Below are 26347 nucleotides of genomic sequence, written 5' to 3'. Positions count from 1 at the left end.
AGGTCAGTTGTTAATCATCATCTCGGGTAGAGATATTGCTATCTTCAACCTCTTTGTCTGCTACGCTTTCATCGTTATTTTTACGTAGTTCGTGGATAGCAGCATATTTAAATACACTTTGCTCTGCCTTTTTGAAGGCTTCGTTAGCAGCTTTTGTATTTTTCATTTTATTGAAAACCAAACCTTGGAAGAAAAAAGTCTGCGCTTTGGTTTCAGGGTCAATGCTTTGGTTTTTCAATATTTCATTGATGGTAGTTATTGCTTCGTTGAACTTGTTCAGCCTTGACAAAGCAACAGCCTTAATAAAGGCGACGTTATAGTTGAAAGGCTGGGTAGCAAGGCAGGCTTCCGCAGAGGCAAGTGCGTCGTTGTTCAATCCTGCACCAATTTCTATTTGTGCTACTTTGGCTAATATCATTGCTTTCTCACCCGGCTCTTTTTTGGCTTCGGCGGCAAGTTTTTGTTGCTTAATTACAGCACTCTGATCTACGGTCATTTTGGAAATATTCACCAGCATCTCGTGAGCAGGCGAGAAATCCGGCTTGATCCTGATAGCCTGTTCTGCCATTTTTTTACTCTCTTCCAACTCATACACGCGAAAATAGGCGGTTGACAGGTGTTGGAAGTAGATATGAGACATTTCGAATATCTTGGCTTTATAGGGGCCAAAGTTAGCTTTGGCGAATGCTTGCTGCGCTTCGGCATATTTTCCAAGTTTGTAGTAGCCTAAGCCAAGTTCGTAATAAAAGCGGGCAAAATCGCGCGGGTCTTGGCTGGTGATGATTGAAGTTGCTTTGAGCATATCCTTTACTGCCAGATCGTGTTTGCCTAGCTTGTTATTCAGGTGGGCGTTAAAAAACAACAACTGCAAATTACCCGGATCTATGGCTAATCCGTCTGCAATATGGCTTGCAGACTCTATAAATCGGTCTGCCCGCATGAGTACTTTTATGATGTTGATTTTGTACTCAATTTTTTCTTTGGGGTTGCTGTCGTACTTAAAAGCGTTGTTGAAAGCCTCTATGGCTTCGTTAGTCTTGTTTTTTACCGCATAAAGTTTCGCAAGTCTCGTGTAGGCTGCTAAGTAGTCTTTGCGTAACTGAATAGTTTTTTCAAAACAATCAATTGCATTGTCTATATCTTTCAGCAAGATGTAAGTTCTGCCTTTGCGAAATACGTATTCAGGATTTGTAGGGTCAGATTGTATTGCCTTGTTGTATTCATCAATCGCTTCTCTGGGCTTGTTATTCCTAATCTTTTCCTCAGCACGCAAAAAAAAGTCAAGTGCGCCGTCTTGTTGCGCTCGGACAAAGAAAGATGTTACTAACAGCCATGTAAGGCAAAACCAGAATTGCATTTTCATAAGATCACTGAGTAAGATTTAGCCATGGGCAATGGATGATGTGTTTCACCTATATACACCGATATTATTATGCCAAAGTTATACATTTAGGTTCTTTTAAACAAGTAAATTTTTGGATACAGTCCGGATCGGAAAGCCTCGCTGCAAGAGGAAATATTTCAACTCTGTGATGTCCACTTCTCTGAAGTGAAAAATACTGGCTGCAAGTGCTGCGGCAGCATCGTCTTGTTCAAAGATTTCTGCAAAATGCTCCATTGTTCCTGCACCACCCGAGGCTATAACCGGAATGGAAAGCAAATGGCTCATTTGGCCTGTAAGTTGTTTTGCGAATCCGCTTTTAGTTCCGTCGTGATCCATAGAAGTCAGCAAAATTTCGCCCGCACCTCGTTCTTGTGCCTCTTTGGCCCACTCGAGTGTCTTGAGCGCAGTTGGAGTTTGCCCCCCATGTGTATGAACGATGGACTGCCCCTCAATATTGCGCGAGTCTATTGCAACAACGACGCACTGGCTGCCAAATTCGAGGGCAATCTGACTAATGAGTTCGGGTTGGCGCACAGCAGAAGAGTTAATCGAAATTTTATCTGCACCGGCTTTGAGTAATGCATCTACGTCTGCAACCGAGTTGATACCACCCCCTACAGTAAATGGAATATTGATCTCTCGTGCAATTTTTCTTACTAATGCTATCAACGTCTTACGTCCTTCGATAGTAGCGGTGATGTCCAGAAAAACTAATTCGTCTGCACCTGCTTGGGCGTAGTAGTAAGCCTGCTCCACCGGATCTCCGGCATCTACAAGGTTGATAAAATTAATGCCTTTGACAGTTTTACCGTCTTTAATGTCTAAACAAGGGATGATGCGTTTGGTAAGCATACTTGAAAATTTACTGTCTTTTGCACACAAAGCAATAAATTCGCGCTTAATAAACAACACCGACACTGCATTTTCATGATTAAATTAGTTGAATGTCCACGCGATGCGATGCAAGGGCTGCACAACTTTGTACCTACGGAGCTGAAGATCAACTACCTGAACGCACTCTTGAAAGCCGGATTTGATACATTGGATTTCGGCAGTTTTGTATCCCCTAAGGTGATCCCGCAGATGCGCGATACAGCTGAGGTGCTGGCAGGGCTTGATCTGTCCGCAACCACTACTCAACTGCTGGCGATTGTGGCAAGTGTCAGCGGGGCTAAAACAGCGGTAAAGCATCCCGAAATCCATTATTTAGGTTTTCCCTTGTCTGTCTCAGAAACTTTTCAAATGCGCAATACGAATAAAAGCATCGCACAGGCAGTTGAGGTAGTAAAAGATATCCAGCAACTCTGCACACAGCACAACAAGCAATTAGTAATTTACTTTTCGATGGGCTTCGGCAACCACTACGGCGACCCTTATGATGAAAATGTTCTGGGCGAGATGGCGCTGCAAATGAGTGCATTAGGTATTAAAATCATTGCATTAGCAGATACAATAGGGGTTGCTAATCCTGAAAGTATTAAAACTGCCTTCAGTACCCTGATTTCTGCATTCCCGCAGATTGAATTTGGAGCGCATTTCCATTCGCATCCACGCACGGCTGTTCGCAAGATAGCAGCTGCTTGGCAGGCAGGTTGCAGGCGCTTCGACGGAGCGGTGCGCGGCTTTGGCGGCTGCCCAATGGCAAAGGACGAACTGACGGGAAACATTGCTACTGAGGTAATGATTGGCTACTTTGAAAACGAAAATATTCCGACAGGTATTAATAAAGAAGCCTTTGGATATGCAATGCAACTCAGTACAACTATTTTTGGGGCATAGTGATGGGATCTTTGAATGAACTCCTGCGCCGCAACAATGGCTTTTTGATACCTTTTACTTTGACGTTGCTTGTTGTGGGCATTATCCTCATAAAACTGCCCAAAGGCGATGAAGTGATTTATGTTAACCGGATACATAACCCTGCGGCAGATTTGTTCTTTGCGTATATTACACATCTGGGCGATGGGCTGTTTGCTGTATTTGTAGCCGCGTTCATGCTGTGGGTGCGCTTCAGGCACGCTATACAGGTGCTGCTTGCATGGGGAATTTCAGGGCTTTTTACGCAGTTGCTGAAGCGAACTTTTTTCGCTGATATGCCGCGCCCGGCAGCTTACTTTGGTGAGTGGGTTCCGCTGCATTATGTAGAAGGCATAACTATTCATACGACCAACAGTTTTCCTTCCGGACATGCTACAACTGCCTTTGCGCTTTTTCTCACACTCAGCATCATTTTGCAGGGGCGGAGCGTGTGGCTTTCTTTGCTGTGTTTCCTGCTGGCTTTTCTGGCTGCCTTTTCACGGGTATATCTGGTACAGCATTTTGGTATAGATACTTATGCGGGCGCTTGTATAGGCACACTGACAGCTATATATGTGGGTGTTCAGATGGAGCAGCCGAAACGCTGGTTCAACCGCTCCTTCTGGCAGCGTAAACTATAAGGAAGTGGTCTGCGGCATAAACAGAGGTTTGCGGCTTACCTGATTAAGTGGCGGAGGGAGCAGGCGAATGCTGTCTTGCTTTTTATCAATTATCTTGTTGAGTAGCATAGCAAAGCGATCGTAGCGACGGCGCAAGATCAGATCGTCGTCGTAGGAAGCCGAAATCTCATCATAAAGCTCGATACAGGCGGTGCAACTCTCGCTGCCCGGGGTTTCGCGCAGCGTGCGGATCAGTTGCATCATCTGTTCAAAGTTGTTGTCGTAGGCAAGTGTCTTTTCGGTATCTGCCAGCGTTTCCCATGTCAATGTATTGGTGGTTAGCCATTTGTGCAGCATACGCACCGAGTCTACGGCACTTTTACTATGCTGTGGGTATTTCTCTATACGGGTAGTCAGTTGCAAAATTTTACTCAGTTTTTTCTCATCAGACTTTACGGAAAGGTACCATGTGCGGTCTACACTGTCTTTCAGTGCGCTGAGCAACTCTTTGAGTGGGAGGTCGGGAAACTCGTCTTCTTCGGTTGCAGTAGCAGCCTCCCAAGGATCTGCTTCCTCTGTAGGTACGCTAACTATCTGATTTTCTTGGTTATCGTTGGCAGTGTGGGTACATGCAGCCGCGAAGGTGCACATCAGCGCGAGCGTAATGAGCCGATAGTTCATAGTCTGTGATGATTTTAGTGGCAGTAAATTGTAAATAAAAATAGCTTTCCGTAAAGAAAGCCATTTTATCAATAATTTACGAAAGATTTCTCTAATAGGTTGCCTTGATGCGTGCAATATCCTGGATACGCTGCCATGCGATCTCAGTAGCGACTACCTGTGCATTGCGCCGCTGACTTTCCGCAGCGTTGAGTACCTGTGTAACGCGGTCGTAGATTTCTTCTGTTTTGGCAATTGCCCAAGCGCGGTTGTAGCTGCCTGCAATTTCTGTGGCAATGTTGATAACTCCGCCACTGTTGATAACAAAGTCGGGAACGTAGATGATACCCCTGTTCATACAAATTGTTCCATGAATATCTTCATCAGCCAGCTGATTGTTAGCGCAGCCTGCAATTACTTGCGCTTTGAGTCGGCTCAAAGTATTATCATTGATCGTAGCGCCCATTGCCGATGGGGAGTAAATGTCTGCGGGTACATCGTAGATCTGGTCCGCATTTACAACCGTTACATTGAAACGGGCAGCGACTTTCTTGATGCGTTCTTCGAAGACATCGGTAATAAAAATTTTGGCATTTTCTTTTGCCAGATATTCTACCAGAATTTCACCAACCGAGCCAACGCCTTGTACAGCAATTGTTTTTCCTTCGAGACTGTCAGTGCCAAATGCTTTTTTGGCTGCAGCTTTCATGCCTACATAAGTACCCAGTGCGGTCATACCTGAAGGCGATCCGCTTCCACCGCGATATTCAGGCAATCCTCCTACGAAAGAGGTCTCCTGCGCAATGTCTTCCATGTCGCGCTCGGTAATGCCCATGTCTTCTGCGGTGATATATTTTCCATTCAGGTTTTTGATAAATTTGCCGTACATGCGCAACAGAGCTTCGGTCTTGATTTTTCGCGAATCGCCTATGATAACTGCCTTACCACCACCCAGATGCAAACCTGCAATGGCATTTTTGAAAGTCATGCCGCGCGAAAGGCGCAGGACATCTTCTAATGCTACACTTTCCGAACTATAGGCCCACATGCGCGTACCGCCCATCGCAGGGCCAAGTACGGTATTGTGGATCGCTATGATTGCTTTGAGTCCTGTGTACGAGTCATGGCAAAAAACGACCTGCTCGTGTCCTAAAGCATCTACCTGCGCAAAAACGTTGCTTTCCGTAGCAACGAGTGGCTGTGTTTCTGTGGTCATGTGTTGTGATACAAAAATATTTGCCGCAAAATTATCCCTTTTTGTAGAAAGGCAATTTGACAACTTGAGCGGGGATCTTTTTATCGCGAATAGCTACAAACAACCGTGTACCGACTTTGCTGTAAGCGGTTTGTACATAGCCTAGACCGATTCCTACGCTAAGGCTTGGGGATTGTGTGCCGGAAGTAACTTTGCCAATAGCTTCGCCTTGCTCGTTGTGGATAGTGTAGTGCGGGCGCGGAATGCCGCGTTCCTGCATCTGGAAGGCAACTAACTTTCTGCCGGTGCCTTCGGCTTTTTGTCGCTCAAGAAAAGCTCTGTCTATAAAGTCTTTGTTGAATTTGGTAATCCAGCCCAGTCCTGCTTCTATAGGCGAGGTAGTCTCGTCAATATCGTTTCCGTAGAGGCAAAAACCCATTTCTAGGCGAAGCGTATCGCGTGCTGCTAAACCGATCGGTTGAATACCGTATGGTTTGCCTGCTTCAAAAATATGTTGCCAGACGTGTTGTGCCTGATCGTTGGGTACGTATATCTCAAATCCGCCTGCGCCGGTGTAGCCTGTTGCCGAGATGATAATATTATCTACTCCTGCAAATCGGGCGCGTTTAAAGGTGTAGTACTCCATTTGATGCAGATCTACAGAGGTCAGGCTTTGTAGCGCTGCTGCTGCCTGAGGCCCTTGTACGGCAAACAGCGAGATATTGTCGGAAATATTTTCCATTTGCACGCCCCATTTGTTGTGGCTGCTGATCCATTGCCAGTCTTTTTCTATATTGGAAGCGTTTACAACGAGCATGTAGCTTTCCGCGCTGATGCGGTAAACCAGCAGATCGTCCACGATCCCGCCTTTGCCGTTGGGTAGGCAACTGTACTGCACCTTGCCATCGAATAAGGCTGCCGCATCGTTGGTAGTAACGTATTGGATCAAGTCTAAGGCATGCGGCCCTGTAAGCACGAACTCGCCCATGTGCGATACATCGAACACGCCTACTCCTTTGCGGACGATCTGATGTTCTTCAATATCTGAGGTGTAGCGCAGCGGCATTTCATAGCCGGCAAAGGGTACTATTTTGGCACCTAATTTCTGGTGGGTATCAAAAAGGGCGGTTCGTTTCAGTGACATCTTCAATTATATTTCGGATATTGTGTAGATAAAAAAATCGCGCTTAAGAGCCGTAAAGCTAATAAACGCGACCGAATTAAACCCGTTAGTTTATCCGTAATCAGATAGTTTGTTTGAAAGTAGTTTAGCTTATTGAAGTATAGTTAGTTTATCAAAGCGAGCGGAACTCGAATTACTTTCCTCTACTTATCTGCTACAAAAGTAAAGCAAGTCCCAAGCATTTGAAATCCATGTTTACATTCATTTTAAATAGGGGTGAACCCCTAAATAAATTTGGGGATTAATAAGAGTTGTACTACTTTAGTGTACAAAGAGACACCACCCAACCTATATGCCTGAAGATATTAAGATTCTGATTGCAGATGACCATCCCGTTATGCGGCTTGGGCTGAGCTACCTGATCAAAAACGAACCTCGTATGCAGGTAGTCGGTATTGCAGCCAATGGAACAGAGGCTATCCATCTGGCAAAAAGTACACGCCCCGACCTGATTATCGTGGATATTGATATGCCCGAAATGGACGGGCTTTCGCTGGCGCATCTGCTCAAATCGGAGTTGCCGGAACTTAAAATTGTAATCTTTACGGCTCACCACAACGAAGAGGCTTTCAATCAAGCCATAGACGCAGGGGTTGAGGGGTTTATTTCAAAGGAAAATGTATTTGATGATCTTTCTGAGGGTATTCGGCAGGTCGCACAGGGAAAAAACTATTTCAGTAGCGTTTTTTCGGATTATTTGCTCAATCGAATTAAGCAGGACGACAAAAGTCGACGCAGCCGTCAGCGCCTAGCTGACCAACTGACCCCGACGGAACTGCGCATTATTGGCTTGATTGCAGCTATGAAAACCAGTCAGGAAATTGCCGATGAACTTTTTATTAGTGTCAAAACAGTAGAAAACCACCGCACTAATATTTGCAAGAAGCTGAACATCAAAGGTAAAAATGGACTTTTAAAATTTGTGCTTAGCAACAGGCAACAATTCGAATAAATTTTTTTCTGAAGGATTTGCATAATTAATAAAGCACCCTATTTTTGCAGTCCTATTGCGCAAGCAATAACAATTGGAAGCTTAGCTCAGCTGGTTCAGAGCATCTGCCTTACAAGCAGAGGGTCATAGGTTCGAATCCTATAGCTTCCACGAAAGATCATCAAGTTATCGGAAGCTTAGCTCAGCTGGTTCAGAGCATCTGCCTTACAAGCAGAGGGTCATAGGTTCGAATCCTATAGCTTCCACGTTGATAGCTGTCAACCCTTAGGCTGTTGCTTAAGGGTTTTTTGTTGCCGGCAATGGAATTTGAGAAAGCCCTTCTAAAACTTGCGTCATTTTGTGCCTACCGCGAGCGGTGCAGCAGCGAAGTGCGCAATAAAATGGCGGAATTACAATTATCCGAACAGCTACAGGAGCGCCTAATCAATTACTTACAGGAGGAAAACTACCTGAACGACGAGCGTTTTGCGGCGGCCTATGCGCGCAGTAAGTTTCGCCAAAAGCAGTGGGGAAGGGGCAAGATCCGCCTGATGCTTAAGCAAAAACGGCTGCCCGAGCCTGCCATCCGCGCAGCCATCAATAGCATAGATCCTGACGAGTACTGGCAGGTATTGCTGGCATTAGCAGAAAAAAAACTCGTAAAGCTGATGCAAAAGCCCGGTAAGACAGTCTGGCAGCATGCGCTTTTCCATTATCTGACAGGCAAAGGTTTTGAATCGGATCTGGTTACTGAAGCCCTGTGCGAGGTTGGAAAGACTATTCGCGATTAATAGGAACACAAAAAGAGGCCGTCCGAGAAGCAACCAGACGGCTACAGACTGAAGTCTGTGCTACATGTAGCCTTTCTGGACAGCCTCTTTTTTATTCGTTTGCAATGGTTGATTACTCGCTTACTTCAATTGCTGAAACTATATCGCTGCTCAGCGGTTTTACGCCGGAGCCGAACAATTTCACTAATTCGCCTTTTTCGTTGATCAGGTATTTAGTAAAGTTCCACTTAGGTGCATCGCTATTCCAGCCGTTCAATTCTTTGGTAGAAAGCCATTTGTAGAGCGGGTGCATGTTGTCGCCTTTTACAGAGATTTTTTCGAACATGCGGAAAGAAACACCGTAGGTACTGCGGCAAAATTCTGCAATTTCTGCATTAGTGCCTGGTTCTTGCCCGCCGAAGTTGTTAGCAGGGAAACCAAGAACGACAACTTTGTCGCCATATTTTTTGTGCAATTCCTCCAGTTCTGCATATTGTGGGGTGTATCCACACTTAGATGCTACATTCACTATCAGTACTTTTTTACCTTTGAAAGTACTAAAGTCCACTACTTCGCCATTGATGTCCTTCATTTTGAAGTCGTAGAATGAGGGTCTGTCCTGCATACTTGTATTAATTGTGATTAGGTCTGTGTCGGGTTTTGATTTAGTAGTGTTCGCACCCATGCAGGCACCCAGAAACAACAAAATTGATAGTACAATATAAGTCATAGTGCTGCAAAAATTATTTTAAAGTTCACTATTGCTACAACAGATTCAGGTGCAGATTTGTTCATTCCTCTTGCGGATTTCTCACAGAGCACCTTTAGCAGCCTGCAAATCGCGATAGAATGACTGTTCTGTTGCTTCTGAATAGCGGACAGCACGTTGGCGGAAGTTTTCGTACGCTTCATAAACTTTTTTGCTGACCGGATCAGTAGCGATCATTTCGCGGACGACTGCTATGAGTTGTTCGTTCATTGCAGCCAGTACATCAGGCGGAAAACGGCGCAACTCTTTCTTTTCTTCTATGATCAGTTTGTCTAAATATTCGGCATTTTTAGCTTCTGCTTCTGCAAAAATAGTCGTATGCAGGTGCATAATGGCTGTTTCGAGGATCGCCTTTAGGTCGGCGGGCAGTTCTGCAAGTGCCTGCTGATTAACCAATACCTCCAGCGGCGTGCCGGGTTCCTGCCAGCCCGGATAGTAGTAGTATTTGGCAACGCGGTGCAGTCCGAGCAGGTAGTCGTGGAAGGGCCCGATCCACTCACAGGCATCAATCACGCCGCGCTCTAAGTTGGTATAAATTTCTGCACCGGCAACCGTAATCGGCGATCCGCCAATACTTTTGACTACTTTGCCGCCCAGCCCGGGAATGCGCATGATAAGTCCTTTAAAGTCGCTGAGAGTTTTGATCTCGCGGTTGAACCAGCCGCCCATCTGCATACCCGTACAGCCGCCCAGATAGGGAACTATGTTGAACGGTGCATAAACTTCTCGCCAGAGTTGCAGCCCGCCCCCGCCTAGAATCCATGCAATCATTTGCTGAGAGTTCATGCCAAAAGGGATAGATGCAAAAAACTGTGAGGCTTGCACACGCCCAGCCCAATAGTAGGGTGCCGAGTGCCCCAGTTCGACAGCGCCTAGGCTGACAGCCTCGAATACTTCATAGGCCGGGATCAGTTCGCCTGCGCCGTAAACTTGTATCCGTATGCGACCATCACTCATTGTTTCAACCAACTGCGCAAATTTATCTACGTTTTCTCCTAAGACAGGGAAATGCGGCGGCCAGGTAGTAACCATCTTCCAGCGAAAGATTTTATCCGATCGGGTCTTTGCCTGCTCATTGTTACTGTTGTTTGTTGGTTGGCAGGCTGTCAATCCACTGCCGGCAGCTAATGCGGCAACAGCGCTCTTTTTAAGAAAGTTGCGTCTTTTAAAGGTATCCATGTAACAAATTTATAAATTTGACTCAGTATGAAGCATTTGCCTCTAAATAAAGCATTTTACGCATTGATTCTGACGTTTGGATTATTTACAGGAATAATATCTGTGCCATGTGCTGCTCAAAAAAAGGCTATTGCGATACCTGCAAAAAATCCTGTCAAAAGAGTTAGTGATGCGGCAATGAAAACGCCGCCCAAAGTGGAGTATAACCGCCCGCTGGTTGGCAAAACGATACGCGTAGTACTGGATCCCGGACACGGCGGACACGACCCCGGTACGCTGCGGAGCGATAAGCAGTTTAGCCATGAAAAAAATATTTCGCTGCAAATTACGCAGCTGGTAGCAAAATACATCGAAGAAAACTTAGAGAACATAGAGCTAATCCATACCCGACAGGCAGATAATTTTGTCACGCTTGAAGAGCGCGTGCAACTCGCCAATAGCTCAGAGGCTGATTTTTTTATCAGTATTCACTGCAACGCTAGCCCCCGCAACTGGGTAAGCGGCACAGAGGTACACATCCACGACCATGCTTTTGTTCGCAGCCTTGCGCTTGCCAAAAGTATTGACGAAGAGTTTCGCGTGCGGGCGCGCCGTCCCAGCCGTGGTATCGTCAATACCAAAGACCGCCGCCAGAGCCTGTATGTACTTCAATATACAACGATGCCCGGCGTACTGATAGAGGTGGGTTTTTTGTCTAACAAAGAAGAAGAGCGCTATCTGAACGGGCAGCACGGCAAAGAAATTATAGCTTCTGCAATCTATCGCGGGTTGCGCAACTATCTGGTCGCTATTGGTTCAGGGGTACGGTTCAAGCCGGGCAGTCCGATGGCGAAAAAGTTAGCAGAAGAAAAAAGCGACAGCAACAAAATCCGTTACAGAGTACAAATCACCGCATCGGAAAAGAAAATCCCCATGACGCATTACGACTTCAAACGCCTTGCCCTTCCCGTCAAAGAGCATGTGTTTGATAGCACAACTTTTCGCTATCGCTACACAGTCGGCGATTCTTTTGACGATATCACCAAAGCAACCGAATTGATGCGCGAAGTCCGCAAAAAAGGCTTTCCCGATGCCTACCTGATTATTGATCCCGACCAAAGAGCCGAAGCTGCCAGAAGACAGTAGCTAACCGCTTGCATATGTGTTGGTAATAGCAGACATTTGCAGGCTGTTTAGAACACTTCTAAATAATATAGCTGTCCCAAAAATTTATGAAACTATTGCATTTTATCGCAGCCGCTTCGCTTGTGTTGCTGGCTGCTTGCAGCGATCAGGGCAACCAAAATAAGGAGCAGACTGAAGCCGCTGAGGAACAGGTGGTTAATGTGTACACACATCGCCATTACGACGCTGATAAAGAACTTTTTGCTGCCTTTGAAAAAGCGACGGGGATTAAGGTAAACGTAAAAACTGCCAGCGCCGATGAGTTGCAAAAACTCATGGAGATGGAGGGGGCAAACAGCCCTGCCGATTTGCTGCTGACCGTTGATGCGGGGCGTTTGGTGCGTGCCAAAGAAAAAGATCTCTTGCAGCCCATAGCATCGGAGGTGCTTAACGCCAGCATACCGGCTAACCTACGAGACAGCGAAGGATACTGGTATGCGCTAACGCAACGCGCCCGTGTCATTATCTACAACAAGGAAAAAGTAAAGCCTACCGACCTAAGCACCTACGAAGACCTGACCGCTGCCAAGTGGAAAAAGCGGGTATTGGTACGCCCTTCGGACAATATCTACAACCAATCGCTGCTGGCATCAATCATTGCACATAGCGGCGAAGAGGCTGCGCTCCAATGGGCTAAAGGCATCGTAGCCAACATGGCACGCGCCCCGAAAGGCAACGACCGCGATCAGATCTATGCCGTAGCTAACGGCGAAGGCGACGTTGCGATTGTAAATACTTATTATCTGGGGCAAATGCTGAACTCAAAAGAAGCGGCAGATACACTAGCTGCTCAAAAGATCGGTGTGTTTTTCCCTAACCAAAACGACCGTGGTACGCACATGAACGTAAGCGGCGGCGGGGTTGCTAAGTACGCGCCTAATAAAGCCAATGCGATCAAACTGCTCGAGTTTCTTGTTTCAGACGAGGCACAGAAAGTATTTGCCGAAGCCAATCAGGAATATCCTGTAAAGCCCGGCATACCGCTTTCAGCAACGCTTGCGGGCTGGGGCGCTTTCAAGGGAGATACCCTGAGCATCGTTACTATGGGGCAATTAAATGCCAATGCAGTAAAAGTATTTGATGCTGCAGGCTGGAAATAATGCATGGCATTGGTTGTTCCTACAGAACTGATTTCTAACCTTTCTTTAGAGCAAACCTTAGACGACATTCAGGCAACAGACAGCGCTGCTGCAATGGCAGTAAGCTACTTTGAAACAGTTGCACAGGCGCAGGCATGGTTAGACAAGTAGTATAGCGCCGATCGCACAGGATTGCTTATTTTTGTCCTGTAGATGCAATTCCTACTGCTTTGCCTGACATTTTAGATACTAAAATAGAATATCTCAAAGGCGCCGGCCCGCAAAAAGCTGCCCTGCTCAATACCGAGTTGGGAATTTTTACCTATCGCGAGCTGTTGGAGCATTATCCCTTTCGGCACGAAGACCGCACGAAGTTCTACGACATTGCTGAAATTACAGAGGACTATCCCTACGTGCAGTTGCGCGGCGTTATAGACAACGTGCAACTGCAAGGCGAGGGCGGCAAGAAACGGCTTACCGCCCAACTTTCCGATGCTACGGGTACTGTGGAACTGATCTGGTTTCAGGGTATCCAGTGGATAATGCCCAAACTCAAGCGCGGCATCGAGTACGTAGTTTTTGGCAAGCCCAATCTCTTTGGCAAGCGTTTCAACATAGCGCATCCCGAAATAGAACCCTACATAGCCGGACAAAGCGAAGCCACCGCGCTCACTCCCGTTTATCCGACAACCGATAAGCTCAGAAAGCGATTCTTAGACAGCAAAGGCATTGCGCTGCTCCAAAAAAATCTCTTTGAGACCGTTTACGAACAGATTGAAGAAAATCTGCCGCCTGCGGTACTGGAGAAATACAAGCTCCTGCCGCGTCGTCAGGCGCTGCTGAACGTACATTTTCCCAAAACGCCCGAATTATTGCGCAAGGCATTGGCTCGAATGAAGTTTGAAGAATTTTTCTTCATTCAGTTGCGGCTGCTGATGCAAATGGGTGCAAGAAAGCGACAAAATGCAGGGCAGGTATTCCGCAACGTAGCGCTGCTGACTACTTTCTACAACGAGCATCTCCCCTTCGACCTGACCGATGCACAAAAGCGCGTAATCAAAGAAATTTTTGCTGATATGAAATCGGGGCGGCAGATGAACCGCCTGCTGCAAGGCGATGTAGGCAGCGGCAAAACCATCGTTGCCTTTATTTGTATGCTGATTGCGATAGACAACGGCGCACAGGCCTGCCTGATGGCACCTACGGAAATTCTCGCCGACCAGCACTACAACGGGCTGAAAATCTTTGCCGATAAAATCGGCATTCGGATTGCTAAACTGACAGGCTCAACCAAAACAGCCGACCGCCGCCCGCTGCTGGAGGATTTGAAAAATGGCAGCTTGCACATCCTTGTTGGTACGCACGCGCTGATCGAGGATGTGGTGCAGTTCAACAACTTGGGGCTTTGTGTGATTGATGAGCAGCACCGCTTCGGAGTCGCCCAGCGCGCCAAACTCTGGGAAAAAAATCCGAAGGTATTGCCGCATGTACTCGTAATGACGGCTACACCGATTCCGCGCACGCTTGCCATGACGCTCTACGGCGATTTGGACGTATCGGTGATAGACCAGTTGCCCGCAGGACGCAAGCCAATTCAGACGGTGCATTACTACGATGCCAACCGCCTGAAAGTTTTTGGCTTTATGAAACAACAGATTGCGCTGGGCAGGCAGGTTTATGTTGTTTATCCGCTAATTGAAGAATCGGAAAAGGTGGACTATAAAAACCTGATGGATGGCTACGAGAGCATCTGTCGCGCCTTTCCTGATACGCCTGTCAGCATTGTACACGGCAAAATGAAGCCGCAAGACAAGGATTTTGAGATGCAGCGCTTTGTACGCGGCGAAACAAAAATCATGGTAGCTACTACTGTGATTGAAGTAGGCGTAAACGTACCCAACGCGAGCGTAATGGTGATTGAAAATGCCGAAAAATTTGGCTTGGCACAGCTGCACCAGTTGCGCGGGCGCGTTGGGCGGGGAGCAGAGCAGTCCTACTGTATCCTGATGACCGATTTCAAACTCAGCAAGGAAGCCAAGTTGCGCATAGAAACGATGGTGCGCACCAATAACGGGTTTGAGATTGCCGATGTTGATTTGCGCCTGCGCGGCCCCGGAGATCTGGAAGGAACGCAGCAGAGCGGAGTGTTAGACCTGCGCTTAGCCGACATTAGCCGCGACCAGAAGATTTTGCAGGCAGCCCGCGAAACCGCTGCCGAAATCCTTGCCAAAGATCCGCTTCTTTCTCTTCCCGAGCACCTGCCTGCTAAACAGCAACTCCAACGCAGCCGCAAGCAGCAAAAAGGCTGGAGCCAGATCAGTTGAGGCTAATCGCCCATGCTGATGCCTACGCCGCGCGCTGTTTGTACCAAAAACGAATCGGGCTGCACCCCGTTGTACTTTGCCGTTGCCTCCTCCAAACTTACGCTGGTGATGGTGTGGTTGCGGTAGCTAACCATGCGTCCAAATTCACCTGCCAGCACCATTTCAAAGGCTTTGACCCCAAATTGCGTGGCCAGTACACGGTCGAAAGCTGTAGGCGTTCCCCCGCGCTGGATGTGCCCAAGCACTGTTTCGCGGATGTCTGCAGTGCATCCGGCGGCTTTTAGCTGCCAGGAAAGTTGGTAGGCAACCCCGCCCAGTCGCAGGTTTTCGTAGCCTACTTCGGTGGCTGCTCTGGCAGTGATGTTGCCTTCTTTGGGTTTTGCGCCCTCGGCAATGACGACGTGGGCAAATCCGCGCCCGTTGTCAAAGCGACTGTTGAGGCGGGCTGCTACTTTTTCTATATCGTAGGGAATTTCCGGAATGAGGCAGACTTCCGCGCCTCCTGCAATGGCAGTATGCAAAGCAATCCAGCCGGCATCGCGCCCCATGACTTCCATAATCATGACGCGGTGATGACTTTCGGCGGTGGTTACGAGTTTGTCGAAACTTTCGGTTGCAATTTGTACGGCTGTCTGAAAGCCGAAAGTATAGTCAGTAGCGCCAAGGTCGTTGTCAATCGTCTTAGGTACACCGATAACAGGTACGCCCAAATCGTACAGCGCTTTGCTGATGCGCTGCGAACCATCGCCGCCGATGCTGATAACAGCTGCAAAGCCCTGATTGCGAAGTAGTTGCACGAGTTCTTGCGAGCGGTCAATACTTGTCCACGAGCCGTCGGGATTTTTTACCGGCCAGTTGAAAGGCCCGCCTTTGTTGGTCGTTTTAAGAATAGTGCCGCCGCGCACGTGTATGCCTGCTACCGCTTTATTGTCTAACAAGACGATTTCCTGCGGCTCGCGCAGCATCCCGTTATAGGCTTCTATGCTGCCCCAAACCTCCCACTCGTTGGTTTGCGAGGCGCGTTTGACAATGGCGCGAATGACAGCGTTCAGGCCGGGACAGTCGCCGCCGCCCGTAAGTACGAGTATTTTCTTTTTGCCGGACATAGCAAATGGCTTGTTTGAATAACTGCGCCAATATAGCTATTTTCTGTTGTGCTGATGAGTCTTAGGCAGTGAAGAAGTAATAAACGTTGGCAATTACCTGTGAGATCAGAGTGCCTGAGGCAACGGAGGCTGCCAGCCCGATCAGCTCCCTCTTGATTACCGCTACTTTATCCTCGTGTGAAATAAAAACCTTGATACCTGTAATAACCAAGTAGAGTAGGCACAGACAAATTCCGATAATCATTGTTCGATTCATGCGCTCGTTGATGCTTTGGTTGGAAGTGGCAGCGCTGGAGATGATCTGCTGATCGGTCATGTCGGCAGGAATGCCTTTTTTTATCAATTCTGCGGTTAGAAACTCATACGAAGGGCCGATTGGATTGCCGTATTTGGCAATATTTCGGTTTTCTGCTGAAATTTTATTGATCGGGTTGCCTTTGTCGCGTATGCGTTGCTTAAGATAGTTGCGCTCTAAGACAGCCCACCGCGCTACCATTTCGGGCGATTCATTGGATAATTTTTGCATAGATTGGTCGTACAAGGCTGCTACGCTGGCTTCGTATTCGCCGCGAAGTACGCCTTCATGCCATAAAACAATGCCGACGTAGGCGATGAATCCTTGCAGGATCAGGTAGAGTAACTGTTTATCCGATAGCTTATTGCTTTTCATGCACAACTATTTAACAAAACAAAATTAGGGTACGCGCAGTACAATTTGGTGTAAGAGTTGCGGCAAATTGTACAAAAAATCAATCTTATGCAATCAAATAAGTTCTTATGCGCATCTGTGATGTTTGTTTTATCACTTTTCTTCAGCGGCAGCCTCGCCGCGCAAACCGGAAAAATCATCGTAGAGGTCAGTAATCTGCGCACCAACTCCGGAAAAGTGCTGGCAGCCATCTATCCGAGTGAAAAAGGCTTTATGAAAGATGAGAAATCTGCTTTGGCTACTGCACAGGCGGTAGTTTCAGGAAACACTGCAAAAATTATTTTTGAAGTGCCTTACGGGGAATATGCTTTTTCGCTGTTGCACGACGAAAACGGCAACGGCAAGATGGATACCAATATGCTGGGTATTCCCAAAGAGGGCTATGCCGCGTCTAACAATGCCAAAAACTCGCTGGGTGCGCCTAAGTACGCAGATGCCAAATTCAAGTTAGACAAGCCCGAAATCAGGCAGCAAATCCAGATGATTTACTGGTAAGTTGGCGGCTTTTGCAGACTTGATGCATCTTTGCGGCAATTAGAAACACCCAATCACTCATGCTGATGAAAAAATCACTGCTGTTAGGGCTGATGCTGTTGGGTTTAGCGCTGCGCATAGAAGCGCAAAGCCTGAGCCGGCGCGGAATGGCGCTACCCGAAGCGTATCAGTTTCCACAGAAAAACACCTTTACGATTCTCAATTGGAACGTAGAACATTTTGTTGATGCCTTTGACAATCCCTACATCCGCAACGAGCGCGAAGATGTGAAAGATGCTAAAGCGCAGGAGGAGGTGAAGCAAAAGATAGCGATGCTCGTCAAAGCCCTGCGCGAAGCCGATGCTGATATTGTTGTGTTGCAAGAATTTGAGAGCGTAGCTTTCCTACGCCAGATCGCCCGCGAGCATCTCGCCGACATGGGCTACCAGTTTTTTGCAGGCGGAGAAAGCCCCGACTGGTACATGAACGTGGTGATTATGAGTCGCTACCCGATGGGCATGACCTACAGTTTTCGCAGCCTCTACACGCCCCTTCTGGGGATAACAAACAAAGACGGTCAGCCGCGCACCCAAATCAACATCAACTCAAGGATCGTAGCGCAGGAAATTTTCATTCGTCCCGATTATTCCTTTGTTCTGACAGGCGTACACCTGAAAGCGGGGCGCAACGAGGAGGATATTGCTACGCGCATGGGGCAGATTCAGGCGATTCAGTACCAGCTGCAGCAGCTTACCAAGCGCAACAAACGCCTGCCTTTGGTGTTTGCAGGAGATTTCAATGCACTGGAGGGCAGCCGCGAAATGAACGAACTGCTGCGCAAAGACAACCCTTTGAAATGGCAGGATCCATGGCAAGGTAAAACCGTATTTACGCATACGTCAGACAAGCCCGAACGCCGCTTTGATTACATTTTGGTTAATAAAACCATGCAACCTTTGGTGCGACCTGAGTCTGCGACTATTGGCGGATTGCTGAAAGACGATCCTGCGGCGCAGCGCGCCATCAGCGACCACATGCCTGTGCGGGTAACATTCAATGTTCCTACCCGATAGCAATTTTATACTTTAACAAAAAGTCCCTTCAGCGAATCGCCGATACCGAGTGCCGACAAAACGCCGTTGATGCTGTTTTTTGCCAAGGCCATCAGCGGGTTGCTTTCAAACGACTGTCGGAGGCGCTCATCGGGGCTGGTCGGGGCTACATAGACCGGCGGCGGCTCAGGTGCAATACCGGAGCTGTCGCTGTTTTTTTGTGCTTTATTGCGCAGGCTGCTTCTGAAACGCATCGGGCTGATGCCTGTCGTCCAGACCCTCACTTTGCGAAAGCCTATTGATTGCATGAGGCGCTCGAGCGTCGCAGGGGTGTAATAAGACAAGTGTTCGGGATAGGCAATAACGTTGTAATGTTCTTTGAGGTAGTAGCGCAGCGTGGAATTGAAGTTGGGCGTTGTGATATAGACCAATCCGCCTTTGCGCAACAGTTGATAGAACTTTGCCATCTCATCACGTGGCTGGTTGATGTGTTCAATCACCTCAAAAGAAGTCAGAATATCGAACGATTCGGGCGCGTACAACTCAGGATTGAGTGCGCCTTTCTGCATGGCAATGCCCTTTGCAGCACAAATCTCTACGGCGCGGTCGGTGTATTCTGTGCCATGTACCTCCCAGCCCTTAGTTTTGGCTGTTTCCAGAAAGTAGCCGACGCCGCAGCCCACGTCGAGCAGGCGGTTAGTTTGCCGATAAGGTTCCCAACTTTGCAGCAGTTCTTCGTAGCGCCTGACAGTCAGCGGCGAAAGGTAGTCGTTGCGTCCGTAGCCTTCGTAGTACGCCTCCAGCTCCTGCGGCGAAGGGATTTTTTGAGCAAAGACAAAGCCACAGTTCCGGCATTGCACTAAGTAATCTTTGGCATAATAGCGTTCCAATCGCTTCAGGTGCGGACTTCGGCAAACAAGACAAGACGTATGCAAGGCTTCCATAACGAACTAAGAGTAGCCAAAAATAGGAGAATTTAGGTTGCGATCTTGTAAACCTTGTGTATTTTGCACAGCAGCCAAGTGTACATATGTGTGAACATTTACCTTACATTATCCGCCACGCTACCGAACGCGACACGCAGCACCTGTGGCAACTGATGCGCGAATTAGCCGTTTTTGAGCATTATATTGATCGTTTTCAGGTAACGGAGGAAATCATCCGGCAGCAGGGATTTGCCAAAGAGCATCCCGACTTTCGCGCATTGGTGGCCGAAAATCTGCATACCAAAGAAATAGATGCAATGGCGGTTTACTACTTTATTCCGTTTACGACTACTGCACGTCCTACGCTGTTTATCAAGCAGTTTTATGTGCGCGAGGCGCTGCGCGGTAAGGGCATCGGCAAAAATCTGATGAAAGTTCTTTGCAGCGAGGCACATAACGCCGGTTGCGATCGGATGAGCTGGAAAGTAGCTAAGTGGAACAAAGCCGCTATCAGTTTCTACGAAAATGCAGGGGCGAAGCAAAACAGCGACTGGCTCGATTTTGAGTTAGCGATTGGATAGATATAGTCCATGCAGCATCGGATACTTAACTTTGCAGCCGTTTCAAACTTTTTCGCATATCATCCATGCAACTCACATTTGACCGCAAAAATTACAGCGCCGATACGCTGATTCATTTGTATAAAAATCTGGTAAAACCTCGCATGATTGAGGAAAAAATGCTCGTGTTGCTCCGGCAGGGCAAAATCAGCAAGTGGTTTTCCGGCATCGGGCAGGAAGCTATTTCGGTGGGCGCTGTCTGCGCGCTGTCTGCCGATGAGTACATCCTCCCCATGCACCGCAATCTGGGCATTTTTACCGGGCGCGGTATAGATTTGGGGCAACTGTTTGCACAGTTTCAGGGCAAAAAATCGGGCTTTACCAAAGGGCGCGACCGTTCCTTCCACTTTGGCAGCAAGCCGCACCACATCGTCGGGATGATTTCGCACCTCGGCCCGCAGCTTGCCATTGCCGACGGCATCGCACTTGCCGACGTGTTGCAGCAAAATAAAAAAGCTACCCTTGTATTCACAGGCGACGGCGCAACTTCCGAAGGCGATTTTCACGAAGGCGTAAACGTTGCTGCCGTTTGGGATTTGCCTGTCATTTTCGTAGTGGAAAACAACGGCTACGGGCTTTCTACGCCCAGCAGCGAACAGTTCCGCTGCAAGCAATTCATTGACAAGTGCATCGGATACGGCATTGAAGGCGTAAAAGTGGACGGCAACAACGTGCTGGAAGTTTATGATGCCATCCTCCACATTTTGGAAGACATTCGCCAAAACCCGCGCCCAATATTGCTGGAAGCCATCACGTTTCGTATGCGCGGACACGAAGAGGCTTCGGGCACAAAATACGTTCCGCAGGAACTATTTGAAGAGTGGGGCAAAAAAGACCCCGTAAGCAATTATGAGCAGTATTTACTTGCCGAAGGCGTACTTGCACAGGCAGATGTGGACGCTATCCGCGCTGAAATTCGCGAGGAAATTGAGCGTGGCATCGCCGTAGCCTTCGCCGAACCCGACCCCGTTGCTGATACAGCCGAAGAACTGGCCGACATGTACGCGCCCTATGTTCAGCAAGTAGTTGCGCCAACCAATGCGGGGGCGGACAAACGCTTCATTGATGCGGTACAGGACGGTTTGCGGCAGGGCATGGAGCGCTGGAATAACCTTATATTAATGGGGCAGGACATCGCCGAGTACGGAGGCGCATTCAAAGTTACTGAAGGCTTTGTGCGGCAGTATGGTCGCGCACGTGTGCGCAATACTCCGCTTTGCGAAAGCGCCATCGTCGGAACTGCGCTGGGGCTGTCTATTAAGGGGTATAAGAGTATGGTAGAAATGCAGTTTGCCGATTTTGTTACCTGTGGATTCAATCAAATTGTTAATAATCTTGCCAAAATCCACTATCGCTGGGGACAAAATGCCGATGTAGTGGTGCGGATGCCGACCGGGGCGGGAGTCGCCGCCGGACCGTTCCATTCCCAAAGCAACGAGGCGTGGTTTACGCACACACCCGGGCTGAAAGTCGTTTATCCGAGCAATCCCTACGATGCCAAAGGTTTGCTGCTGGCAGCGCTGGAAGACCCGAACCCCTACATTTATTTTGAACACAAAGCCATGTACCGCTCCATTACGGGGGCAGTTCCCGATGGTTTCTACACCGTAGAAGTAGGCAAAGCGGCAACCGTACAAAGCGGCAACGACCTGAGCATTGTTACCTACGGCATGGGCGTACACTGGGCGCTGCAAATCGCCAAAGAAATGCCCGATGTGTCCATTGAAATCATTGATTTGCGCACCTTGCTGCCTTGGGACAAAGAAGCCGTTGCAGCAACTGTCAAAAAAACAGGCAAAGTGCTGGTTTGCCACGAAGATTGCCTCACAGGCGGCATCGGTGGCGAAATTGCCGCATGGATAGCCGAGCACTGCTTTGAGCATCTGGACGCTCCCGTGATGCGCGAAGGCAGCCTTGACACCGCCGTTCCGTTCAGCCCGACGCTGGAGCAGAACTTCCTGCCCAAAGGTCGGATGCGCGACAAAATCAAAGCGCTGGCGGCGTATTAACACGCTGATACAGGCAGACGGCGCAGGTTTTTGCGGATTGTTGTTAATGAGGCTGTCCAAAAAAGACGAATGTAGCACAGACTTCTGTCTGTAGCTATTTGATTATCAGGTAACTAACAAATGACAGACTAAAGTCCGTGTTACTTTTTGGACAGCCTCAGTATCCATTGCGGTCTGCACCCTGCGGGTCTGACTATGGTTAAATTTATATGCTCTCATAACGCCATGAACATCAGGATTGCCCCGCCCCTTGCCTTTCACGAGTTGGGGCAACGCAGCAACAACGAAGATTACATTTTTCCGACGGTGGGTACTGCCACCGCTGCGGATCGCTTGTTTATCGTCTGCGATGGGGTCGGCGGGGCTGCCAAAGGGGAAGTAGCCAGCCGCCTTGCCTGTGAAAGCATCAGCCGCTTTTTTGCGAAACACTGCACAGGCGTTTCCGATGCAGCGCTTGTGCAACAAGCGGTTGCCGCTGCTCAAGAGATGATTGACAGCTACATTGCCGCGCACAGCGAGGCGGAAGGCATGGCAACTACGCTCACGCTGCTGCATCTGCACGCGCAGGGCGCAACGGTGGCACACATTGGCGACAGCCGCGTATATCACATCAGAAAAGATAATATTATTCACAAGACAAGCGACCACAGCATGGTCAATGAATGGGTGTCGCTGGGTATTATTACGCCTGAAGAAGCTATTAATCACCCGAGCCGCAACGTCATTACCCGTGTGCTGCATAGCACTGCTATCAGCAAAGTAAAAGCTGATGTTCAGGTGATTACAGACTTACAGGCAGGCGATTACTTTATGCTGTGCACCGATGGCGTATTGGAAAACCTGAGCGATGCACAACTGCTGCAAATTCTGCAAAAAGACGCGACGCACAGTGAAAAAATGGAAGAAATTCGCCGTAAAGGGCTATCAGGCAGTCGGGATAATTTTTCAGCCTATCTGATTGCTATTGAGCAGGTTACAGATGATGAGACGCCCATTCCGCCTCAGAAAGAGAAGGTTTCGTTTTTCAAAAAGTAGCTGTGGTTTAAGTAGGATGCTTTTTATGTCTGAAATAATCAAAAATACGAGAGAGTTGCTCTTCGGAAAATTCCTTGCCGTAGTAGCGTTTAAACACCTCTATTTTAAGTTCGGTTGCACTTAGGTTCGGTTTTTTTTGCAAGATGCTGTTTTCCACTACCTTGCGGGTAAACTCAATCATGCGCATACCTTCTTCAAAACGCTGTTGCGGTGTCATACGCATTACTATTTCCAGCTGCTTCTTGCGCATTTCGGGTGTGGTATCGTCCATGACTACAATAAGTTAAAGGTGTTGAGCTTAAGTTGATGAATCCAAAATTTGAGGTACTCTGTATCTACATCATCGTTAGCAAGCAGGTTTTGGATATCTTCTTTTTGCCTGTCGCTTTGTAAATCCTGTATCCAAATCAGCTTGGACAAGATTAAATCTTCCAAAGATACTAACCAAACATCTACTCCGAGTACGTTGGTTCTTTGCCGCCGCTCAAATTCTTTGATTCGGTATTCGCTATTTTTTCTAACAATAAAGTCTACTTTGTAGCCTGTTTTGTAATCAATGATGTTAAACATACCCTTTCTTACAACTTCCTCTTCTACTGTAGCCTGGTGGCAGTAATAGTTTTGCTGAAATGCCATTACAAATTTGGAAATATGTTCAGGCATAAGTTCTATAACTATATCGATATCTCGTGTCATGCGAGGGGTCGTATAAGTGATAAGGGCAATACTTCCGGACAACATATACGGAATTTCTAATTGTTCTAATCTGGTAACAGTATCTTTAAGCGTATCGATCATGTATCAGCATATTTGGTATGCGAATATATAAAATAACAGGCTGCAACAGGAATCAGTGCTAATTCCGCCTCTCCAGCACCCATTTTCCGCCTACCTTTGCGAAAAAACACCTAGAACATGACCGAACCACAATACCATCTCTTTCCCGTAGAGCGGCTGCGGGCTTTTACTGTTGAAACATTCCGCTATTTTGGCGTGCCGCAGGCTGATGCGGAATTGGCTGCCGAAGTACTTGCTGCTGCTGACCTGCGCGGCATAGATTCGCATGGGGTAGCGCGTTTGCACACCTATTTTGACATGCTGCAATTAGGCAGGATTAACCCTAAGCCTAATATTCGCATTGTGCGGGAAAAATTGTCAACAGCAACTGTGGACGGCGACAACGGACTTGGGCTGGTTGTCGGTCCGAAAGCCAACGAAATCGCAATGGAAAAAGCCGAAAAAGCAGGTTCGGGCTGGGTGAGCGTTTGCAATACCAATCATTACGGCATCGCGGGCTATTATGTGCTGGAAGCCCTCAAGCGCGATATGATCGGCTGGGCTATGACCAACTCAACCAAACTCGTTGCGCCGCTATGGGGTGCGGAGCGCATGTTGGGCACTAACCCGATTGCCATTGCTTTTCCTGGACTGGAAGAGCCGCCGATTGTGATTGACCTTGCGACCAGTGCGGCTGCCTACGGCAAAATCGAAATTGCCAGACGAGCAGGAAAACCTGTTCCCGAAGGCTGGATCATTGACAATCAGGGAAATATGAGCACCAACCCGATGGATATGATCAACGGCGGGGCGCTGCTGCCGCTCGGCTCCGACCGCGAACACGGAGGACACAAAGGCTACGCACTCTCGGCGATGGTAGATATTCTTTGCTGCGTGCTTAGCGGCGCTAACTGGGGGCCTTTTGCGCCGCCTTTTGCGCTGCGTCAGGAAATTCCCACCCGTTCGGTAGGCAAGGGCATCGGACACTTCTTCGGAGCGATGCAGATTGATGGCTTTATGGACGTAGAGGAGTTTAAACGCCAAATTGACGATTGGATTCGCACATTCAGGGCTACCAAGCCTGCACCGGGTACAGGAGGCGTACTTATCCCTGGCGATCCTGAACGCGAAGCCGAAGCTATCCGCAGCAAGGAAGGTATTCCACTTATTCAGGCAGTGGTGGATGACCTGCAAGATATTTCGCGCCAGACAGGTATTCCATTGTAAAACTGCCAAAGGTTTTATTTCCTCACATCTGTTATCAACTTGCCGCTTTCGTCCCACTCGCGGCTTGTATAGGGTTGTGTTGTGTCGTCGTGTGGGCGGCGCGGATAGATGATCTCTTTCCTGCGCGGGTTGTGGTCGCGGTCGTAGTACTCTGTCCATCTGCCAGTTTTACAGCCTTCTGTGTACTGTCCGCGTGCTGCTATTCGTCCGCTGGGATAGTAGGCAATGTAGGTACCATGTTTGAGGCCGTGCTGCAAGGGGACAATTTCTTTGATCCTCTGGTTGCCCTTTGCATCGTTTTCATAGACCACTTGGGCATCTTTTGCCATGCCTTTGTTGAAGTAGAGTTTCTCTAAAAGGACGAAATTTTTGTCAAATTTTTCCCATCTGCCATGTTTAGCGCCCAAATAGAAACTGCCTTCTTCGTAGGTTTGGTCGCCCTTGATCTTGACGTAAGGGCCATGCAACAGGAGAAAATTTTCTTTGTCGAAAGTGGTCATCCCTGTTTCCAGCGGGTTGCGCATGGTGATTTTACCTGTTAGCTTGTTGTAATAATAAAGCTCGTCAATATTGGCAGGGGGCGTTTGAAATTCTTTCACATAGTGGAATTTTTCGATGAAGCCGCTTGTATGGCGGATAAACATGCGATAAACTTTGATACCCTCGAACGTACCTTTTTCTGCTGTTAATTTCTGTGCTTTGGGCATCAACTGTGTGTTGCTCTTGCTTTTCTTGCTGCCGCTGATTTCGCTGAAGAGCGCCATTAAATTGCCTACGGTGCTGCCGTCGCTTTTAGTTTTGAGGTCTATGGTTGGTACTAAATCTGTTTCTACTACTCTGTCCAACGAGGCTGTAGCGTTATCAGTGGGTTGTTTGCGGCTCGCGGGCTGTTCGGGTTGAGGTTCGGCTACTGCTACTGCCGGTTTGTTTTTTTCCTCTACCGGCTCTACTTTCTGTTGCTTGGGTTGCTGTTTGGCTGCCAGTTTTTCCTTTGCTGCTGCTATTTTGGCTGTTTTTGTAGCTTGTATCTCCTCAGCTTTGCGTTGGGATGCTGCTGCTTTGGCGGCGGCTTGTTCTTTTTTGGCAACTTGTTTGGCTGCTGCCCGTGTTTTTTTATCCGCTTCTTTAGCAGCAGCGCGGGCAGCTTCCTGTTTGAGTTTTTCTTTGCGCATGGCTTGCTCCTGTCGAATTTGGGCGGCTCGCTGCGCACTGCTCTTATCGCGTTGGGCAAAAACAAAGAGGGGAAAGACACCAATCAACAGTACTGCTACCGCAACTTTAAATATCAACGACAAACTCATCTTTAAAGAATTACTTTTTTGCTACCAATAAATGTCCAAAAATTATTCCAAAACTT

Annotated in this window: 27 protein-coding genes and 2 tRNA genes; 16 read left to right on the top strand and 13 right to left on the bottom strand. The window is 48.0% G+C overall.

The annotated features are described in order from the left end of the window. Positions 1 to 10 precede the first annotated feature (10 nt). Both ACWIP2_RS10365 and hisF read right to left on the bottom strand, forming a co-directional pair. Positions 11 to 1357: a tetratricopeptide repeat protein gene (locus ACWIP2_RS10365; protein WP_448519859.1), complete on the bottom strand. Its 1347-nt coding sequence runs from the start codon at positions 1355 to 1357 to the stop codon at positions 11 to 13. 102 nt (positions 1358 to 1459) lie between these two features. Further along, entirely contained in the window at positions 1460 to 2236 is a 777-nt protein-coding gene (hisF, locus tag ACWIP2_RS10360; protein ID WP_448519858.1) for an imidazole glycerol phosphate synthase subunit HisF, read from the bottom strand. 75 nt (positions 2237 to 2311) lie between these two features. Between hisF and ACWIP2_RS10355 the strand changes: the two genes are divergently transcribed. Together ACWIP2_RS10355 and ACWIP2_RS10350 are read left to right on the top strand one after the other, a co-directional pair. Next, positions 2312 to 3163: a hydroxymethylglutaryl-CoA lyase gene (locus tag ACWIP2_RS10355; protein WP_448519857.1), complete on the top strand. Its 852-nt coding sequence runs from the start codon at positions 2312 to 2314 to the stop codon at positions 3161 to 3163. Between the two features lie 2 nt (positions 3164 to 3165). Beyond that, on the top strand, positions 3166 to 3822 hold the full coding sequence (locus tag ACWIP2_RS10350) for a phosphatase PAP2 family protein (protein ID WP_448519856.1): 657 nt from the start codon (positions 3166 to 3168) through the stop codon (positions 3820 to 3822). On the opposite strand, the gene ACWIP2_RS10345 is transcribed toward ACWIP2_RS10350, so the two are convergent. The 3 genes from ACWIP2_RS10345 to gcvT all read right to left on the bottom strand — a co-directional run bounded on the left by ACWIP2_RS10345 (position 3817) and on the right by gcvT (position 6800). Next, on the bottom strand, positions 3817 to 4482 hold the full coding sequence (locus tag ACWIP2_RS10345; RefSeq protein ID WP_448519855.1) for a hypothetical protein: 666 nt from the start codon (positions 4480 to 4482) through the stop codon (positions 3817 to 3819). The two genes, ACWIP2_RS10350 and ACWIP2_RS10345, sit on opposite strands and share 6 nt — an antisense overlap. A gap of 91 nt (positions 4483 to 4573) precedes the next feature. Continuing rightward, on the bottom strand, positions 4574 to 5677 hold the full coding sequence (locus tag ACWIP2_RS10340; RefSeq protein WP_448519854.1) for a Glu/Leu/Phe/Val dehydrogenase dimerization domain-containing protein: 1104 nt from the start codon (positions 5675 to 5677) through the stop codon (positions 4574 to 4576). A 31-nt stretch (positions 5678 to 5708) separates the two neighbouring features. Then, on the bottom strand, positions 5709 to 6800 hold the full coding sequence (gene gcvT, locus ACWIP2_RS10335) for a glycine cleavage system aminomethyltransferase GcvT (protein WP_448519853.1): 1092 nt from the start codon (positions 6798 to 6800) through the stop codon (positions 5709 to 5711). A 331-nt stretch (positions 6801 to 7131) separates the two neighbouring features. Here gcvT and ACWIP2_RS10330 point away from each other — a divergent pair, with 331 nt between their 5' ends. From ACWIP2_RS10330 to ACWIP2_RS10315, 4 genes are all read left to right on the top strand, one after another. Beyond that, positions 7132 to 7791 carry a response regulator transcription factor gene (locus ACWIP2_RS10330; RefSeq protein WP_448519852.1) on the top strand — a complete coding sequence of 220 codons (660 nt, stop codon included), beginning with the start codon at positions 7132 to 7134 and terminating at the stop codon, positions 7789 to 7791. 75 nt (positions 7792 to 7866) lie between these two features. Continuing rightward, positions 7867 to 7941 (top strand) — tRNA-Val (locus tag ACWIP2_RS10325). A 20-nt stretch (positions 7942 to 7961) separates the two neighbouring features. Next, positions 7962 to 8036, top strand: a tRNA-Val gene (locus ACWIP2_RS10320). A gap of 54 nt (positions 8037 to 8090) precedes the next feature. Next, complete coding sequence (locus tag ACWIP2_RS10315) at positions 8091 to 8561, top strand: regulatory protein RecX (protein WP_448519851.1); 471 nt, start codon at positions 8091 to 8093, stop codon at positions 8559 to 8561. Positions 8562 to 8673: 112 nt separating this feature from the next. Here the strand turns inward: ACWIP2_RS10315 and ACWIP2_RS10310 are convergent, their stop codons facing one another. Next, positions 8674 to 9270, bottom strand: coding sequence for a glutathione peroxidase (locus ACWIP2_RS10310; RefSeq protein ID WP_448519850.1), 597 nt, complete (start codon positions 9268 to 9270; stop codon positions 8674 to 8676). 81 nt (positions 9271 to 9351) lie between these two features. Beyond that, positions 9352 to 10488 carry a TRAP transporter substrate-binding protein gene (locus ACWIP2_RS10305; RefSeq protein ID WP_448519849.1) on the bottom strand — a complete coding sequence of 379 codons (1137 nt, stop codon included), beginning with the start codon at positions 10486 to 10488 and terminating at the stop codon, positions 9352 to 9354. Between the two features lie 177 nt (positions 10489 to 10665). On the opposite strand from ACWIP2_RS10305, the gene ACWIP2_RS10300 reads away from it, so the two are divergent. From ACWIP2_RS10300 to recG, 4 genes are all read left to right on the top strand, one after another. Beyond that, entirely contained in the window at positions 10666 to 11613 is a 948-nt protein-coding gene (locus tag ACWIP2_RS10300; RefSeq protein WP_448519848.1) for an N-acetylmuramoyl-L-alanine amidase family protein, read from the top strand. A gap of 86 nt (positions 11614 to 11699) precedes the next feature. Beyond that, on the top strand, positions 11700 to 12752 hold the full coding sequence (locus ACWIP2_RS10295) for a Fe(3+) ABC transporter substrate-binding protein (protein ID WP_448519847.1): 1053 nt from the start codon (positions 11700 to 11702) through the stop codon (positions 12750 to 12752). A 3-nt stretch (positions 12753 to 12755) separates the two neighbouring features. Further along, a complete protein-coding gene (locus ACWIP2_RS10290) occupies positions 12756 to 12902 on the top strand; it encodes a hypothetical protein (protein ID WP_448519846.1) in 147 nt (48 codons plus the stop codon). A gap of 59 nt (positions 12903 to 12961) precedes the next feature. Then, positions 12962 to 15055 carry an ATP-dependent DNA helicase RecG gene (recG, locus tag ACWIP2_RS10285; protein ID WP_448519845.1) on the top strand — a complete coding sequence of 698 codons (2094 nt, stop codon included), beginning with the start codon at positions 12962 to 12964 and terminating at the stop codon, positions 15053 to 15055. Between the two features lie 2 nt (positions 15056 to 15057). Here the strand turns inward: recG and ACWIP2_RS10280 are convergent, their stop codons facing one another. Beyond that, positions 15058 to 16161 carry a 6-phosphofructokinase gene (locus tag ACWIP2_RS10280; RefSeq protein WP_448519844.1) on the bottom strand — a complete coding sequence of 368 codons (1104 nt, stop codon included), beginning with the start codon at positions 16159 to 16161 and terminating at the stop codon, positions 15058 to 15060. A 61-nt stretch (positions 16162 to 16222) separates the two neighbouring features. Then, complete coding sequence (locus tag ACWIP2_RS10275; RefSeq protein WP_448519843.1) at positions 16223 to 16831, bottom strand: hypothetical protein; 609 nt, start codon at positions 16829 to 16831, stop codon at positions 16223 to 16225. A gap of 87 nt (positions 16832 to 16918) precedes the next feature. Between ACWIP2_RS10275 and ACWIP2_RS10270 the strand changes: the two genes are divergently transcribed. Next, positions 16919 to 17365 (top strand): DUF2141 domain-containing protein, encoded by a 447-nt coding sequence (locus ACWIP2_RS10270; RefSeq protein ID WP_448519842.1) that lies wholly within the window; start codon positions 16919 to 16921, stop codon positions 17363 to 17365. Positions 17366 to 17430: 65 nt separating this feature from the next. Further along, the gene (locus tag ACWIP2_RS10265) at positions 17431 to 18417 is read left to right on the top strand and encodes an endonuclease/exonuclease/phosphatase family protein (protein ID WP_448519841.1); all 987 of its coding nucleotides are present in this window, start codon (positions 17431 to 17433) and stop codon (positions 18415 to 18417) included. Positions 18418 to 18422: 5 nt separating this feature from the next. Here the strand turns inward: ACWIP2_RS10265 and ACWIP2_RS10260 are convergent, their stop codons facing one another. Then, complete coding sequence (locus ACWIP2_RS10260) at positions 18423 to 19340, bottom strand: class I SAM-dependent methyltransferase (RefSeq protein WP_448519840.1); 918 nt, start codon at positions 19338 to 19340, stop codon at positions 18423 to 18425. Between the two features lie 86 nt (positions 19341 to 19426). Here ACWIP2_RS10260 and ACWIP2_RS10255 point away from each other — a divergent pair, with 86 nt between their 5' ends. The 3 genes from ACWIP2_RS10255 (at position 19427) to ACWIP2_RS10245 (ending at position 22986) form a co-directional block, all read left to right on the top strand. Then, positions 19427 to 19903 carry an N-acetyltransferase family protein gene (locus ACWIP2_RS10255; protein WP_448519839.1) on the top strand — a complete coding sequence of 159 codons (477 nt, stop codon included), beginning with the start codon at positions 19427 to 19429 and terminating at the stop codon, positions 19901 to 19903. Positions 19904 to 19968: 65 nt separating this feature from the next. After that, entirely contained in the window at positions 19969 to 21951 is a 1983-nt protein-coding gene (locus ACWIP2_RS10250) for an alpha-ketoacid dehydrogenase subunit alpha/beta (protein ID WP_448519838.1), read from the top strand. A gap of 225 nt (positions 21952 to 22176) precedes the next feature. Further along, positions 22177 to 22986 carry a PP2C family protein-serine/threonine phosphatase gene (locus ACWIP2_RS10245; protein ID WP_448519837.1) on the top strand — a complete coding sequence of 270 codons (810 nt, stop codon included), beginning with the start codon at positions 22177 to 22179 and terminating at the stop codon, positions 22984 to 22986. A gap of 7 nt (positions 22987 to 22993) precedes the next feature. On the opposite strand, the gene ACWIP2_RS10240 is transcribed toward ACWIP2_RS10245, so the two are convergent. Together ACWIP2_RS10240 and ACWIP2_RS10235 are read right to left on the bottom strand one after the other, a co-directional pair. Next, the gene (locus ACWIP2_RS10240) at positions 22994 to 23257 is read right to left on the bottom strand and encodes a hypothetical protein (protein WP_448519836.1); all 264 of its coding nucleotides are present in this window, start codon (positions 23255 to 23257) and stop codon (positions 22994 to 22996) included. Positions 23258 to 23259: 2 nt separating this feature from the next. After that, a complete protein-coding gene (locus ACWIP2_RS10235) occupies positions 23260 to 23784 on the bottom strand; it encodes a DUF6036 family nucleotidyltransferase (protein ID WP_448519835.1) in 525 nt (174 codons plus the stop codon). Between the two features lie 117 nt (positions 23785 to 23901). On the opposite strand from ACWIP2_RS10235, the gene ACWIP2_RS10230 reads away from it, so the two are divergent. After that, positions 23902 to 24990 carry an Ldh family oxidoreductase gene (locus tag ACWIP2_RS10230; protein WP_448519834.1) on the top strand — a complete coding sequence of 363 codons (1089 nt, stop codon included), beginning with the start codon at positions 23902 to 23904 and terminating at the stop codon, positions 24988 to 24990. A gap of 14 nt (positions 24991 to 25004) precedes the next feature. Here ACWIP2_RS10230 and ACWIP2_RS10225 read toward each other — a convergent pair whose 3' ends face one another. Continuing rightward, the gene (locus tag ACWIP2_RS10225) at positions 25005 to 26291 is read right to left on the bottom strand and encodes a toxin-antitoxin system YwqK family antitoxin (RefSeq protein WP_448519833.1); all 1287 of its coding nucleotides are present in this window, start codon (positions 26289 to 26291) and stop codon (positions 25005 to 25007) included. Between the last annotated feature and the right edge of the window lie 56 nt (positions 26292 to 26347).

It is taken from the genome of Rhodoflexus sp. (assembly GCF_053489755.1).
Note: the sequence above shows the minus strand (reverse complement) of the source record. Positions and strands in the feature narration are given on the sequence as shown.